This is a genomic window from Bartonella sp. AP57NXGY (genome assembly GCF_042195805.1).
GTDB lineage: Bacteria > Pseudomonadota > Alphaproteobacteria > Rhizobiales > Rhizobiaceae > Bartonella.
Window position 1 is genome coordinate 41,076 of record NZ_JBHIOZ010000004.1, and the last position, 15,773, is coordinate 56,848.

General features: G+C 35.1%; 13 protein-coding genes. 6 read left to right on the forward strand and 7 right to left on the reverse strand.

Annotation, left to right across the window (positions count from 1 at the left end; all coding sequences use genetic code 11):
• Positions 1-7 precede the first annotated feature (7 nt).
• From ACFIL8_RS01310 to rho, 5 genes are all read right to left on the reverse strand, one after another.
• The gene (locus ACFIL8_RS01310; protein WP_273790170.1) at positions 8-805 is read right to left on the reverse strand and encodes a ParA family protein; all 798 of its coding nucleotides are present in this window, start codon (positions 803-805) and stop codon (positions 8-10) included.
• Between the two features lie 6 nt (positions 806-811).
• Positions 812-1,459 (reverse strand): 16S rRNA (guanine(527)-N(7))-methyltransferase RsmG, encoded by a 648-nt coding sequence (rsmG, locus tag ACFIL8_RS01315; RefSeq protein WP_375611339.1) that lies wholly within the window; start codon positions 1,457-1,459, stop codon positions 812-814.
• On the reverse strand, positions 1,459-3,327 hold the full coding sequence (mnmG, locus tag ACFIL8_RS01320) for a tRNA uridine-5-carboxymethylaminomethyl(34) synthesis enzyme MnmG (RefSeq protein WP_375688774.1): 1,869 nt from the start codon (positions 3,325-3,327) through the stop codon (positions 1,459-1,461). The genes rsmG and mnmG overlap by 1 nt, the downstream gene beginning before the upstream one ends.
• Before the next feature lie 106 nt (positions 3,328-3,433).
• Positions 3,434-4,741: a tRNA uridine-5-carboxymethylaminomethyl(34) synthesis GTPase MnmE gene (gene mnmE / locus ACFIL8_RS01325; RefSeq protein ID WP_375688776.1), complete on the reverse strand. Its 1,308-nt coding sequence runs from the start codon at positions 4,739-4,741 to the stop codon at positions 3,434-3,436.
• Between the two features lie 31 nt (positions 4,742-4,772).
• Positions 4,773-6,038: a transcription termination factor Rho gene (gene rho / locus ACFIL8_RS01330; protein ID WP_015857121.1), complete on the reverse strand. Its 1,266-nt coding sequence runs from the start codon at positions 6,036-6,038 to the stop codon at positions 4,773-4,775.
• 552 nt (positions 6,039-6,590) lie between these two features.
• Here rho and ACFIL8_RS01335 point away from each other — a divergent pair.
• The 6 genes from ACFIL8_RS01335 to polA all read left to right on the forward strand — a co-directional run bounded on the left by ACFIL8_RS01335 (position 6,591) and on the right by polA (position 13,412).
• Positions 6,591-7,430, forward strand: coding sequence for a pyruvate, water dikinase regulatory protein (locus tag ACFIL8_RS01335; protein WP_375612767.1), 840 nt, complete (start codon positions 6,591-6,593; stop codon positions 7,428-7,430).
• A complete protein-coding gene (locus ACFIL8_RS01340; RefSeq protein ID WP_375611343.1) occupies positions 7,427-8,023 on the forward strand; it encodes a Maf family nucleotide pyrophosphatase in 597 nt (198 codons plus the stop codon). Before ACFIL8_RS01335 ends, ACFIL8_RS01340 begins: the two co-directional genes overlap by 4 nt.
• Positions 8,016-8,888 carry a shikimate dehydrogenase gene (locus ACFIL8_RS01345; protein WP_375612769.1) on the forward strand — a complete coding sequence of 291 codons (873 nt, stop codon included), beginning with the start codon at positions 8,016-8,018 and terminating at the stop codon, positions 8,886-8,888. The genes ACFIL8_RS01340 and ACFIL8_RS01345 overlap by 8 nt, the downstream gene beginning before the upstream one ends.
• Entirely contained in the window at positions 8,885-9,472 is a 588-nt protein-coding gene (coaE, locus tag ACFIL8_RS01350) for a dephospho-CoA kinase (RefSeq protein ID WP_375612770.1), read from the forward strand. Before ACFIL8_RS01345 ends, coaE begins: the two co-directional genes overlap by 4 nt.
• 4 nt (positions 9,473-9,476) lie before the next feature.
• The gene (dnaQ, locus tag ACFIL8_RS01355) at positions 9,477-10,184 is read left to right on the forward strand and encodes a DNA polymerase III subunit epsilon (protein ID WP_375629128.1); all 708 of its coding nucleotides are present in this window, start codon (positions 9,477-9,479) and stop codon (positions 10,182-10,184) included.
• Between the two features lie 300 nt (positions 10,185-10,484).
• Positions 10,485-13,412: a DNA polymerase I gene (polA, locus tag ACFIL8_RS01360; protein ID WP_375668168.1), complete on the forward strand. Its 2,928-nt coding sequence runs from the start codon at positions 10,485-10,487 to the stop codon at positions 13,410-13,412.
• A gap of 5 nt (positions 13,413-13,417) precedes the next feature.
• Here polA and ACFIL8_RS01365 read toward each other — a convergent pair whose 3' ends face one another.
• Positions 13,418-14,281, reverse strand: coding sequence for an endonuclease/exonuclease/phosphatase family protein (locus ACFIL8_RS01365; protein ID WP_375612773.1), 864 nt, complete (start codon positions 14,279-14,281; stop codon positions 13,418-13,420).
• A gap of 112 nt (positions 14,282-14,393) precedes the next feature.
• On the reverse strand, positions 14,394-15,167 hold the full coding sequence (locus tag ACFIL8_RS01370; protein ID WP_375611347.1) for a Bax inhibitor-1/YccA family protein: 774 nt from the start codon (positions 15,165-15,167) through the stop codon (positions 14,394-14,396).
• Between the last annotated feature and the right edge of the window lie 606 nt (positions 15,168-15,773).

Below are 15,773 nucleotides of genomic sequence, written 5' to 3' on the forward strand. Positions count from 1 at the left end.
TACATTTTTAAGCAGCAGCACGTGCTTGTTTTTCACGTTGAATCATTTCTGATGCTAGACGCAAATAAGCTTGGCTCCCAGCACATTTAAGATCATAAAGCAATACAGGTTTGCCAAAAGAAGGCGCTTCTGATACTCTTACATTTCGTGGAATAACAGTACGATAAACTTTATCTCCCATAAAAGAACGTACATCTTCAACAACTTGATTTGAAAGGTTATTACGTCCATCATACATTGTTAGAACAATACCTTGGATCTCTAAAGATGGATTAAGTACGGATCGCACTTGTTTTACTGTTTCAAGTAATTGACTTAAACCTTCAAGTGCTAAAAATTCACACTGCATAGGCACTAAAACAGAATCCGCAGCCCCCATAGCATTAAGTGTTAAAAGATTAAGGGAGGGAGGACAATCAATTAAAATATAATTGAATTTTTTTTCCATTTCCGGATCATCATAGAGAGCTTTACGTAAGCGTTGTATGCGATCTTTTGATGAAGAAATTTCCATTTCCACACCTAAGAGATCAAGTGTAGAGGGAACTATATAAAGATTGGGTACGGCTGTTTTTAAAGCCGCCTGTGTAATTGAAACGCCCGAAACCAAAACATCATAAGAAGATAAAGGACGGCTATTACGATCAATCCCTAAACCTGTACTAGCATTACCTTGTGGATCAACATCCATAATAAGGACATTTTCACCAATAGCCGCTAAAGCTGTAGCAAGATTAATTGCTGTGGTTGTTTTTCCGACTCCACCCTTTTGGTTTGCAATAGCGATAATTCGTGTTTCGCTCATTTTGCTCTACCCTCTATATGATCGAATATGAGAAATTTCCAAAATAACAGAATTTTCATCAACTTTACTTTTATGTTTTAACAGATCAAAGTGCCAATTGGCAGAGGCATTTTTTATTTCTGTAGCGTAATCCCGACCTTTTTGCAAAAGAGCTATTGTTTTTTCTGTTAATAAAGGAAAAATGAGTTGTAAAAGAGTATCAAGCGGCGCTAATCCCCGTGCTGTTATAATATCAGATATGGGAATTTTTTGATATATATCTTCAATTCTAGCGTGATAAACCGTTGCTGGAAGATTAAGTTGAGCAATAACTGTTCGCAAAAAAGCAACTTTTTTCCCATTACTTTCAACAAGATTAATATGTCCTGCTTTTTTTTCTTTCAAAAAGATAGCAATCACAATTGCAGGAAAACCTCCTCCTGATCCTAAATCACACCAATGTAAAGAATGAGCATACAAAGGAAAAATTTGTGCTGAATCTAGAATATGTCGTGTCCATAGATCTGGTATAGTTGTAGCAGATATCAAATTAATATGTGCATTCCACTGAAGTATTAAAGACTCAAACTGAATTAAATTTTCCATCGTTTCACGTGAAACAGAAGGAACAATATTTAATAATTGTTGATATTTTTTTTCTGTAGAAAAATTCATTAAGCTGTTTTAGCCTTTTCACGTCGTTGACGTTGAATATGTGTAATAATAAGCGATAACGCGGCGGGTGTCATGCCATCAATTTTTTGTGCATCAGCAATTGAACGCGGCGACACTTCTTGAATTTTTGATTTAAGTTCATTTGAAAGACCTGAAATTGCCTGAACATCGAGAGAAGAAGGAATTTCTAAACGCTCATCTCTCTGAAGAGAGGCAATATCTTGTGCTTGTTTATCTAAATAAACCGCATATTGTGCTTCAATTTCTAAAGATTCTGCTGTTTTAGAATCAATTGTTTTTAATTGTGGCCAAAAATCTGAAAGACGCTCTAAGGTCATATGAGGATAAGCAAGAAAATCATAAGCCGAACGCCGAATTCCATCATGATTAACATGTAATCCATGAGCAGAAGCTTCATTGGGTGTTAAAAAAAGATTTTGACATATTGATCGTGCTTGATCAAGCCGTTGTTGTTTTTTCTGATAACATTCCCAACGTATTTTACTCACAATACCCCATTTTTGTGCCAAAGGTGTTAAACGCGTATCAGCATTATCAGATCGTAAAGATAAACGAAATTCAGCACGTGATGTAAACATCCTATAAGGTTCACAAACACCACGTGAAACCAAATCATCAATCATAACACCAATATAAGCAGTAGAACGACTTATAAGTATTTCATCTAATTTACCTACTTTACGTGCAGCATTTAATCCAGCTAAAAGTCCTTGTGCTGCTGCTTCTTCATATCCTGTTGTACCATTAATTTGGCCTGCTAAGAACAAACCCGGTAAAGAACGTAATTCTAAGTTTCTCGTTAATTGTTGTGGATTAACAAAATCATATTCAATAGCATAACCAGGTTGCAAAACTATAGCATTTTCCAATCCTTCAATGGTTTTCAATAGAGAAATTTGTACATCTTCAGGAAGAGAAGTAGAAAGACCATTTGGATAAACAGTATCATCATTTAATCCTTCTGGTTCCAGAAAGATCTGATGTCCATCACGTTCTCCAAATTTAATAATTTTATCTTCAACAGAAGGACAATAACGTGGTCCTAACCCTTCAATATTTCCAGAATATAAAGCAGAGCGATAAATATTCTCGCGAATAATTTGATGTGTTTTCTCATTTGTACGTGTTATTGCACATTCAATTTGTGGTTGTTCAATTTTCTCTGTTAAAAGAGAAAAGGGTATGGGATTTTCATCTGCTTGTTGTTTTTGGAGAGCTTCCCAAGCAATTGTTTTTTTACTCAAACGAGCAGGGGTTCCTGTTTTTAATCGTCCAAGTTTTATATGATATTTTTTCAAATGTTCAGCAAGTTTTACACTTGACTGATCTCCCATACGACCAGCAGCCCATGTTTTATTACCAATATGAATAAAGCCATTTAAAAACGTACCTGTTGTTAAAACAACAGCACCAGAAAAAATTGTTCCTTGTTTTTTTAAAATAACACCTGATACACAATTATCTTTAACAACCAGATCAATAACTTCATCCTCAATAAGAGTAAGATTTTCTTGTTCTTTTAATAATTTTTGAATTGCTTTTTTATAAAGTTGTCTATCTGCCTGTGTCCGTGGTCCTCTTACTGCCGGTCCTTTACGTCTATTAAGTAGTCTAAACTGAATTCCAGCAGCATCCGCTGCTCTTCCCATAAGACCATCTAACGCATCTATTTCACGAACTAGATGCCCTTTTCCAAGTCCACCAATAGCAGGATTACACGACATTGTTCCCAGTGCTGATATTTTATGTGTAACAAGCGCTGTTTTGGCTCCTACACGTGCTGAAGCTGAAGCCGCTTCACAGCCAGCATGACCACCACCAACAATAACAACATCATATGATTGCATTTAATTCATTCCGTAGAAAATATTCTAAGGTTTCACGTGAAACAGGATATAAATTACATAATCTTTATAATCTGTCTATGAAATAATCAATGTTTCACGTGAATCATTATTTACCAACACAAAATTCTGAAAAAATAATATCAAGCAAATCTTCAACATCAATATCTCCTGTAATTTTCCCAAGAAAATCACTTGCACAACGGAGATGTTCTGCACGTAAACTGAGATCAAGAGAATGATAATTAAGAGAAAATTCAATCTCTTTAACAGCCTCCTTTAATAATTGAAGTTGCCTTTTACGTGCTGGAACAATATTTCCAATTTCAGAAGCACGATGATGACAAAATAATTCAAGTTCTTTTATAAAATAATCAAAATTTAAACCAGTTAATGCGGAAAATTGTATAGACCAACGCTGATCATTTTTTTCATAAAGATCAAGCTTATTGCCAACACACCATATTTCAGCCGATGTTTCTGGTAAATCAACTTGCTTAGGATTTCCTATATCATAAACCAAAATAACCAAATCAGCTTCCCTAACATGCTGTTTAGCAATTTCTATTCCCATCTGTTCTATTTTATTTTCTGTTTTTCTAAAACCAGCAGTATCGGTTAAAAAAACAGGTAAACCACCAAGAATAATTCTCATTTCTAAAGCATCACGGGTTGTTCCTGCTTCTTCCGTTACAATAGCAACAGATCTTCCTGAAAGACGATTCATAATGCTTGATTTTCCAGAATTTGGAGCACCAGCAATAACAATTTTTAATCCATCACGTAAAATACTCGCACGTTCTCCTTCAGTAATATATTCCCGAATAGAAGTACAAAGATCCTGAACATCTTTCCAAACTTTATCAGATATTGCGTTGGGAATATCTGCTTCATCAACAAAATCAAGTTCTGCCTCAATAAAAGCACGCGCCTTCATAAGCTTATGACGCCAATCACGATAAAGCGTCGTTAAATGTCCACTTGTACCCATAACAGCTAAACGCCGTTGGCTTTCCGTTTCTGCTTCTATTAAATCAGCAAGACCTTCTGCTTGAACAAGATCTAATTTTCCTTCCATAAAAGCACGACGTGAAAATTCACCTGCTTCTGCAATACGGCATCCAGAAAATGTCGACAATTCATCGAGAAAACGATTAACGACTGCTTTTCCTCCATGTAAATGGAATTCTGCACAATCTTCCCCCGTAAAACTATGAGGAGCAGGAAAAAAAACAGTTAAACCAGAATCTAAAAAACTACCATCACGAGCAGTAAGATTTCCATAATGCATAAAACGTGCTTTAGGTAAACGACCACAAAGCGTTTTAACTATATCCACAACATGAGGACCAGAAAGCCGAATGACTGCAACCCCTGAAGGTAACAATCCACTCGAAACAGCAAAGATTGTATCCACAGGTTTTATCCTAATAAAAACTTTAATGACTCTACGTATTCATTGAATCAAAAAATTCACTATTATTTTTTGTTTGCTTTAATTTATCAATCAAAAATTCAATTGCATCTGTTACATTCATAGATGCTAAAATACGACGAAGAACAAAAATTTTGTGTAAATCTTGTCGTTCTACCAGAAGTTCTTCCTTACGCGTTCCTGACTTTAAAATATCCATAGCAGGGAAAATACGTTTATCAGCAACTTTTCGATCAAGAACAATTTCCGAATTACCTGTTCCTTTAAATTCTTCAAAAATAACCTCATCCATACGACTTCCTGTATCAATCAAAGCCGTTGCAATAATGGTTAAAGATCCGCCTTCTTCAATATTACGTGCTGCACCAAAAAAACGCTTTGGACGCTGGAGGGCATTTGCATCCACACCACCTGTTAAAACTTTACCTGAAGAAGGAACAACTGTATTATATGCACGCCCAAGACGTGTAATAGAATCGAGAAGAATAACAACATCACGCCCATATTCAACGAGACGTTTGGCTTTTTCAATGACCATTTCTGCCACTTGTACGTGACGTATTGCAGGTTCATCAAAAGTAGAAGAAACCACTTCTCCTTTTACTGAACGCTGCATATCAGTAACTTCTTCTGGTCGTTCATCAATTAAAAGAACAATGAGATAACATTCAGGATGATTAGTGGTAATAGAATGAGCAATATTTTGAAGTAAAACTGTTTTTCCCGTCCGAGGAGGAGCTACAATTAACCCTCTTTGTCCTTTTCCCAATGGAGATATCAAATCAATCACGCGTGATGACATATCTTTCTCTGTAGGATCTTGTATTTCCATTTGGAAACGTTCATTTGAATAAAGAGGAGTAAGATTATCAAAGTGGATTTTATAACGAATCTTTTCAGGTTTTTCGAAATTAATTGTATTAATTTTAAGGAGAGCAAAATAACGTTCTCCCTCTTTTGGACTGCGTATGGGACCTTCAATTGTATCGCCTGTTTTTAAAGAAAACGACTGTATTTGTGCAGGTGAAAGATAAATATCATCAGGACCAGGAAGATAATTAGCATCAGCAGATCTCAAAAATCCAAATCCGTCTTGTAAAACTTCAACAACACCTTCTCCTATAATTTCAACGTCTTGTAGAGCAAGTTTTTTCAAGATAGCAAACATTAATTCTTGTTTGCGCATAAGGGAGGCATTTTCAACTTCTAATGTTTCAGCAAAAGAAACAAGCTCAACGGGATTTTTGCTTTTAAGTTCTTGTAGTTTCATTTTTTGCATGAAATATGCTCTTTGTAATTAAGGAGAAGATTGTTCTAAATAATTTATGGAAATTTATGAGTGAAATATTATTAAGAAAAAATATCCTACACTCAATTTTTTTAATCTGCAAGTACCATTTATATGAAATTTGTTCCTGTAATATTAAGTAATTATATGAAAAACTTGAAAAAATATAAAATCCAAATAGTATTTAATTATTTTAATAACAAAAATGTGAGTTAGGATTATAGCATTAATGAAATGCTATTCAAAAGTATTTTTTACAGAAATTTATATTAATAAATTTATATTAAAGAAAGGATTATTCTTATTTATAACTGTGTTTAGTGTGGATTATTATTTATCCTCAATTTTATCCACAAAAGGAACTGAAAAAAGAATAAAAATATCACTATCTTAAAGATATTATCCCCTCTTTTTTTATAAGAGGGATTAAATTATCACAAGCATTTAATTTGTGCATAAAAAAGGAGAATTTTTCATAAATTTTAGTTTTATAAAAAACGGTGAGTATATATACACATGTCTTAACAAGGAGTTAAAATTTTTGTGACAAAAGAAAAAAAATTCTTTCATTTACACATGCTTTCTGATGCAACAGGAGAAACATTAATTTCTGTTGGAAGAGCTGTAGCATCGCAATATGCAATGATTCAGGCAACAGAGCATATCTATCCTATGATTCGTAATAGAATACAGTTACAGAAAGCTCTTGATGAAATACAACAAGAGCCAGGTATTGTTCTTTACACAATGATTGATGAAGAACTTAAACTACTCCTTCAAAAAAAATGCAAAAAAATAGAAGTTCCCTGTATTGATATATTGCATCCTGTTTTAAATGCTTTTCAGTCTTACCTTGGAATGCCAACACATTTACGTGCGAGCGCACAACATGATCTTAATGCAGATTATTTTCGCCGTATTGAGGCACTGGATTTTACAATAGAGCATGATGATGGACAGTCTTCCAGTAGCTTATCCGAAGCAGATGTGATCCTTGTGGGAATTTCAAGAACCTCTAAAACACCAACAAGCATCTATTTAGCAAATCGCGGAATCAAAACGGCTAATGTTCCTCTTATTCCAGGAATTGATTTGCCAGAATCTCTTTTAGAGGTAAAAAATTCTTTAATTATTGGTTTAATTGCTTCAGCTGAAAGAATCTCACATATTCGTCAAAATAGAGATTTAGGAGAAGGTTTTGCTCTTGATAATTATACTAATCGTATCAACATAGCTGAAGAATTAATCCATGCAAAACGCATTTGCGAACGTTTTGGTTGGCCTATTATTGATGTCACAAGACGTTCTATTGAAGAAACTGCTGCTGCAATATTTGAACTGTTATCACGATTTCGTGAAGGAAATGAGAGAAAATTCTCATGAACGCAGATACTTTAATATTAGCATCTCTTAGTTTTTATCGTGCAAAATTATTAAAAAAAGCAGGCTTAAATTTTTCCATTGAAGGAGCTTCTTTTGATGAAAGAGAAGTAGAAAAAAAAGCAAAAGAAAAAACACCTAAAGAACTCAGCTGTTTTCTTGCGAGCGCAAAAGCAAAAAATGTTTCAGATCGTTTTCCTGATGCTTTCGTTATTGGTTGTGATCAAGTTCTTGATTTTGAAGGTCAAGTTTTTCACAAAGCAACAAATATTAAAGAAGCACATCAACGTTTATGTGAATTATCAGGAAAAACCCATTCTCTTCATAGTGCGGTAGCTTTATTTAAAAATGGTCAAAAAATTTGGGTTGAAGCTTTTAGTGCACATATGTCTGTTCGTTTACTCTCATCAGAATTTATTGAACGTTATTTAGCACGCGTAGGAAAAGATGTTTTAAACAGCGTGGGAGTATATCAAATTGAAGGAGAAGGAATTCATCTCTTTGAAAAAATTGAAGGAGATTTTTTTACCATTGTTGGTTTACCTTTGCTGCCTCTACTCATAAAACTGCGCCACTTAGGAATTATTGATGGTTAACTTAATAATAAAAAAGACAAATTATCCGCGTGCTTTTGTTGTTGGTTCTCCTATTCATCATTCAAAATCGCCAAGAATTCACAATTTTTGGCTTAAACAATATGGTTTACAAGGAGAATATCTTGCACAAGAAGTAACATCTGAAGAGTTCAGTCATTTTATTGCGTCTTTACAAAAAATAGGCTTTTGTGGAGGAAATGTTACTTTGCCTTATAAACAAGAAGCTTTTCGTTTAGCAGATTATAAAGATGAGAGAGCAACAATGATTGGTGCTGTTAATACACTTTGGTATGAAGGAGATAAGCTTTGTGCCACGAATAGTGATGCCTATGGTTTTAGCGCTAATCTTGATGATTTTGTATCTGATTGGGGAGGGGAAACAGCTCTTGTTTTTGGAGCAGGTGGTGCCGCACGCGCTATCATATATGCCTTAAAAAGACGCGGATTTGAACAGATTTATTTAATTAACCGTACAAAACAACGTGCTGATAATTTAGCTCAGCATTTTGGAAAAATCATTAAAGTTTACGATTGGCATAAAATCCATGAAATACTTCATCAAGCTGATTTGATTGTTAATACAACCTCTATTGGCATAAAAAGTCCAGAAGAAAAAAGTGATTCTTTTTTTTGCGATTTTCATAAAGCAAAAAAAACGGCATTAGTAACAGATATTATTTATACACCATTGATAACTCCTTTTTTACAACAGGCAAAGGCTTGTGATCTCAAGACGGTTGATGGACTTGGGATGCTTCTACATCAGGCTGTTATAGGGTTTGAACAGTGGTTCGGAATAAGACCACAGGTAACAAAAGCGTTACGGACAGCTATTTTAGAGGATATGAGTGAAAAAAGAGAATGAAGATCATAGGATTAACGGGATCAATTGCTATGGGAAAATCAACAGTTGCTGATTTTTTCAAGCAAGCGGGTATTTCTGTTTTTAGTGCTGATGAAGCAGTACAACAGCTTTATAAAAGTGAGCCAGCTTTGTCATTCATAGAGCGTATTTTTCCTGGTGTGGTTGAAAACGGAGAAGTTAACCGTTTGAAACTTTCTGAAATTTTGATTGATGATAAAGAAAAATTACAAACATTAGAAAAAATAATTCATCCTTTGGTGCAAGAAAAAGAAAGGGAATTTATTGATATAGCGCGTGAACAAGGGAAAAAATTAGTTATTCTTGATATTCCACTTCTGTTTGAAAAAAATGGTGAAAGTCGTGTGGATAGCGTTATTGTTGTTTCTGCTCCACCAGAAATACAAAAAGAACGTGTAATGATTCGCCAAGGTATGAATGAGAAAAAATTTGCCTTTATCAACGCTCAACAAATGCCAGATGAAAAAAAACGAGAACGCGCTGATTTTATTATTGATACAGGGAAAGATTTAGAGAATACACGTCAACAGGTTTTTGATGTGATAAAAAAATTGCTAAAGAATTAAAATTATGCGTGAAATTATTTTTGATACAGAAACAACAGGTTTAGATAAAGAGAAAGATCGCATAATCGAAATTGGTTGTGTAGAAATGGTTGATCGTTATCTCACAGGACGCCAATTTCATGTTTATTTAAACCCTGAAGGCGTTATTATTCCTGATGAAGTTGTAGCAATTCACGGATTAACCAATGAACGCTTGAAAAACGAGAAAAGTTTTAGTGATATTGTTGATGAATTTTTGGAATTTATCAAAGACGCGACAATGATTGCGCATAATGCGAGTTTTGATATTGGTTTTATTAATGCAGAATTAAAACGCGTCAACAAACCGCTTATCAGTGTTGATAATATTCTTGATACATTGGCTATGGCGCGGCGTAAATTTCCTATGGGTCCTAATTCTCTTGATATTTTATGCAAACGTTTTGGAATTGATAACAGCCATCGTGTTCTTCATGGTGCTTTGCTTGATGCAGAGATTCTAGCCGATGTTTATATTGAGCTCATCGGTGGAAAGCAAGGTGTATTGGGTTTTGATAACAGAAGGGGTATTGATGAACATATCCAGAACGATAAAGATACATCTTATGCCGTTAAAATTCGCCCGCAGGCTTTACCTTCAAGATTGAGTATGCAAGAAAAAAAGTTACACGCTGATTTTATCTACAAAATGGGTGAAAAAGCTCTGTGGAATAACTTCAAAATTCATGAATAACATCATCTTTTATCTAAAAGAGTCACGATTGAAATTAAAGAATATCGATGTCAAAAAAAAACGGTCGTTGTGGGGAGGGGAACACCACAACGACCCTGTCGCTACATCGTACCTCAGCTATCATAGGAGGAGCAAAATGAAAGCTATTAATCCTGTAACAGCAAAGAAAAGCTCTAGGTACTTAATATAAAGTGCAACGACTTCACGTCTTATGAAGAGAAAAAATGGCTTTTTAGAGGCAAAGTGAAAAAATATATAAGGTTAATTTGCTTTTTTAGCTGAAATGGAGAAAAAATTGTCATGAAAGCAACAGATCATCTTTTTTTGGTTGACGGATCAGGCTATATTTTTCGTGCTTATTATGCTTTGCCGCCTTTAAAACGTAAAAAGGATGGACTTCCTGTAGGAGCAGTAGCTGGTTTTTGCAATATGTTATGGAAATTACTTTGTGATGCTCGTAATACAGCTACGGGTGTTGTTCCAACACATTTTGCTGTTATTTTTGATTATTCATCTGATACTTTTCGGAAACAAATTTATCCTGAATATAAAGCGAATCGCGTTGAACCTCCTGAAGATCTAATTCCTCAATTCGCGCTAATACGCCAAGCAACGAAGGCTTTTAATTTGCCTTGTATTGAAAAGGAAGGCTTTGAAGCGGATGATTTAATTGCTACCTATGCAAAGTTGGCAACAAAGGTTGGGGCAAAAACAACCATTATTTCTTCCGATAAGGATCTTATGCAACTCGTAAATACGCATGTATCTTTGTATGATGGAATGAAAGATAAGCATATAGGTATTTCAGAAGTTATAGAAAAATGGGGTGTTGCGCCTGAAAAAATGATTGATTTACAAGCATTAATTGGAGATTCAACGGATAATGTACCGGGTATTCCAGGCATTGGTCCAAAAACTGCAGCTCAGTTGTTAAATGAATTTGGTTCTCTTGATCTTCTATTGCAAAACGTAACAGAAATTAAACAAACAAAACGACGTGAAAACATTCAAGCTTATAGAGAACAAGTTAAAATATCTCGTGAACTTGTCAGGCTTAAAACAGATGTTCCTATAGATAATGATTTAGATGATTTTATTTTGGAGCCACAAGATGGTCCACGTTTAATTGCTTTTTTGAAAGCGATGGAGTTTTCAACATTAACGCGTCGCGTGGCAGAGGCAACAACATGCGATGCAGCTGTTATTGACGCACTTGATATAAATGTTGAATGGGAAAAACTAAGCCCCAGGAATGATTCTGATATCAGGCATGATTCTGATATCAAGAATACTGAGCGCGCATCCCTTCATAATTTTTCTGAAAATTCTCCACAAGTTTTTGCACAAGAACGTAAAGATCAAGCGCTGACTCAAAAAATTACAAGAGATGCTTATACAACAATTCTTGATGAGGAAATTTTAAAAGACTGGTTATCACAAGCACAAGAGCAGGGTTTTTTCGCTTTTGATACTAAAACAACATCTCTTGATCCGATGCAAGCAAAGCTTGTTGGTTTTTCACTCGCATTACAGCCGGAAAAAGCAGCTTATATACCTCTTGAACATTTTGATGAAGGAGAAGAGGACCTTTTGAGGGGCGGGCGCATTGCTTCACAGATTGGGGCTCGAAAAGCTTTAGCACTTTTAAAACCGATATTAGAAGATTCAGCGGTGTTAAAAATTGGTCATAATATAAAATATGATTGGTTGGTGATGAAGCAATACGACATTATGATAAGCTCTTTTGACGACACCATGCTTTTATCATATGCTTTTGATGCTGGAATGTTAACCCATAATATGGATGATTTGTCTGAACGTTGGCTTGAGCATAAACCAATTGCCTATAAAGATTTAACGCATAACGGGAAAAAAATTACTTCTTTTGCACAAGTAGATTTAAAACAAGCAACCCTTTATGCGGCGGAAGATGCTGATATAAAGCTACGTCTTTGGCAAGTATTGAAACCGCAACTTGTTGCTCGTGGAATGACAAAAATTTATGAGCGTCTTGATAGACCTCTTGTAGAAGTTCTTGCAAGAATGGAAGAACGGGGGATTCTTATTGATCGGCAGATTTTATTGCGTCTTTCAGGAGAGTTGGCACAAGCTGCTTTGATTCTAGAAGAGGAAATTTACAAACAAGCTGATGAAAAGTTTAATCTTGCTTCGCCAAAGCAATTAGGGGATATCCTTTTTGGCAAAATGGGATTGCCTGGAGGCGCTAAAACAAAGGGTGGACAATGGTCAACTTCTGCACAGACCTTAGAAGAGTTGGCTGCTGAAGGTCATATTTTACCGCGTAAAATTATTGAGTGGCGTCAACTTTCAAAGCTAAAATCTACCTATACAGATGCCTTGCCTTCTTATATTTTTTCAAAAACAGGGCGAGTTCACACGAATTATTCTTTGGCAATAACATCAACTGGTCGGTTATCATCATCAGAGCCAAATTTGCAAAATATTCCAGTGCGAACTGCTGAAGGACGTAAAATTCGAACAGCTTTTATTGCTCCCAAAGGATATGTGTTACTTTCTGCTGATTATAGTCAGATTGAGTTGCGCATTCTTGCACATATTGCGGATATAAAAGCATTAAAAGAAGCTTTTGCTAAAGGGCATGATATTCACGCTATAACGGCATCACAAATGTTTGGTGTTGCGATAGAAGGAATGCATTCAGATATACGACGGCGTGCAAAAGCGATTAATTTTGGTATTATTTATGGTATTTCAGCTTTTGGATTAGCCAATCAATTGGGAATTTCACGCCAAGAAGCGGGTCGTTATATTCAACTGTATTTTGAAAGATTTCCAGGAATTAAAGATTATATGGAGAAGACCAAAATCTTTGCACGTGAAAATGGTTATGTAGAAACAATTTTTGGACGTCGTATCCATTATCCAGAAATAAAAGCAAAGAATGTAAAAATTCGTTCTCTTAATGAGCGGGCAGCTATCAATGCTCCAATTCAAGGTTCTGCGGCCGATATTATTCGCCGCGCTATGATACATATGGAAGATGCTTTAAAAGCAGAAAAACTATCAGCAAAAATGTTGCTGCAAGTTCATGATGAACTGATTTTTGAAGTACCAGAAGAAGAAAGTAAAAAAACCATGACTGTTGTTAAAAATGTTATGGAAAATGCTACAATACCGGTTCTATCTTTATCTGTACCGCTTGAAGTAAAAGTTATGACGGCTCAAAATTGGGATGAGGCACATTAATTTTTTTATTTATTTTTAAGAATATTGATTGCGTTGGAAAGATTAAGATAGGCTTTGATAGGCAAATGATCTGAAGCAATGCGTGCAAGTGGTGAATAATGATTTTCAATACTTGTTACCAATTGGTGGGGAAAAGAAAAAACTCTATCAAGGGCTAACAAAGGAAAACGAGAGGGAAAGCTTGGTACAACTTCAAAAGTGCTATCAAAATAGGGAGAAAAATGATTTAAAGATGAGCCTTTTCCCATTCGCCATTCATTAAAATCTCCTATGAGGAGTGTAGGCATAAGGGGGCGTTTTTGGAAAATTTCAAGGAGCATTTTTGTTTGTTGTTTACGAGAGTAACGTAATAAGCCAAAATGAGCCGCAATAATACGAATAGGGCCTGCTGCCATTTCCAACTCTACAATTACAGCCCCACGTGGTTCAATACTAGGAAGAGTGACTTGTAAAGTATCACGTACATATCCCTTTCGCAAAAAAAGAGCATTCCCATGCCAACCATGGCCATGAGGTGACATAGTATTAAGAGGTACAGGAATCAAACCGGTTTCAGCTTTTAATAGCTGAAGATTAATCAAACCGATGCGTTCCCCAAAACGTTTATCTGCTTCTTGAAGAGCAAGGATATCAACTTGTAATTCAGTAATAACACGGACAATTCTTGTAGGATTAAAAACTTTATCAACACCTACACATTTATGCACATTATAGGAAGCAACGGTCAGATCATAATTACTATTTTGATTGACGATGTTTGATTGATGATGAGAGCGGCTGTGAATTGTATTTAAAAAGGAGCTATGGAGTTTTTGTTGGATAAAACCGGTAAACCAAGGGAATTTTTGCTTATAAGGGATTTTTGTCATTTTGCGAAAAGAATAGTTTCTAAGAAGCAGAGGGTAAAGATTTACACTAAAAACAAAAGAACCTTGTTTCTTTTAGAAACAAGGTTCTTTAATTAAGTAATGATTTTTGCAATCAATCACGGTTTGAGCCAAGAAACTGTAGCAAGAAGACAAACATATTGATGAAATCAAGATAAAGATTCAGCGCGCCCATAATAACTTTACGTCCTCTGGTATCGCTTTCATCTCCTTCATAATACATCAACTTAATGCTCTGGGTATCGTAGGCTGTTAAACCAGCAAAGATAAAAACACCAATCACAGAGATAGCAAACTGCAAAGCGCTTGATCCAAGAAAAATGTTCACAATCATGGAAAGCAACAAGCCGATCAATCCAATGAATAAGAATGAACCGATTGCTGTGAGATCACGCTTTGTTGTGTATCCATAAAGTGAAAGAGCTCCAAAAGTTGCGGCGGAAATGACAAAGGTTTGCACAACACTTTCTGTCGTATAGCGCAAAACGATTGAAGACAGTGAAAGACCAACCAGAGCAGCATAACCAAAAAAGAGACTACGAGCAGCATTTGTGCTCAATGTATTAATTTTAAAACTGAGAAATAAGACTGCTATGAGTGGTGCAAACATAACAATATAAGAGAATGGCGATGTATAAAATGTTACTCCAAATGGTGTTAGATAAACACTGCTATTGATTTGAGCTGCTGCTTGGCTCATATCTGTTGTCGTTGCTAATGATACAATTGCATAAGCGGCAGCAGCTGTAATAAGCAAACCAATGGCCATTGCATTGTAGACACCCAACATATAGTCGCGTAATCCCTGATCAATTGATGCATCGGCATGAGAAGCAGGTGCCGAACGTAAATCTTTAAAATTAGCCATAATATAAAATCCTTTAGCATATGTTCTGTCAGGTATAGGGCTTTAAAGGTGTCTCTGTCATTACACAGATAAGCTTGGTATAAGCCTTAATTGGGCAAATACAAAAACCCTTAAGAATCACTGACAGAATTCCAGCATATATGCTCTTATTATGGAGATTTATTTAAAAATTACAAGAGATTTATATGAAGAAGGAACCTTACAAATTGGTAAGGAAATAGTTCATTTTAATAAAAAATATTTCCATTTTTTGCCATATTTTTGCAAGATAAAAAGACTATACTTAAAAGCTTTTCTATTTTCACAGAAACTATGTAATACAATCCCTTATAAAATATTCACTATTTTTGCGTTTATGAGAAGAGCGGCAAGTATCATCACACTATTTTCAACCTCCAATATTGCATCTGTTTTGCACGGTTATAAGAGCTATTGAATTGGATTTTTATATAATATATTGATGTATAATGATAAATTGTCTTTTTGAATGCTAAATGATACTCCGAATATCGCAAGATTCTCTGGTTGAAAATCTGTTCATATTAAATCAATCAAGATTATTGACTTGTGTCTTGCAAGAGACATTGTTTTAATGGATTCAACATG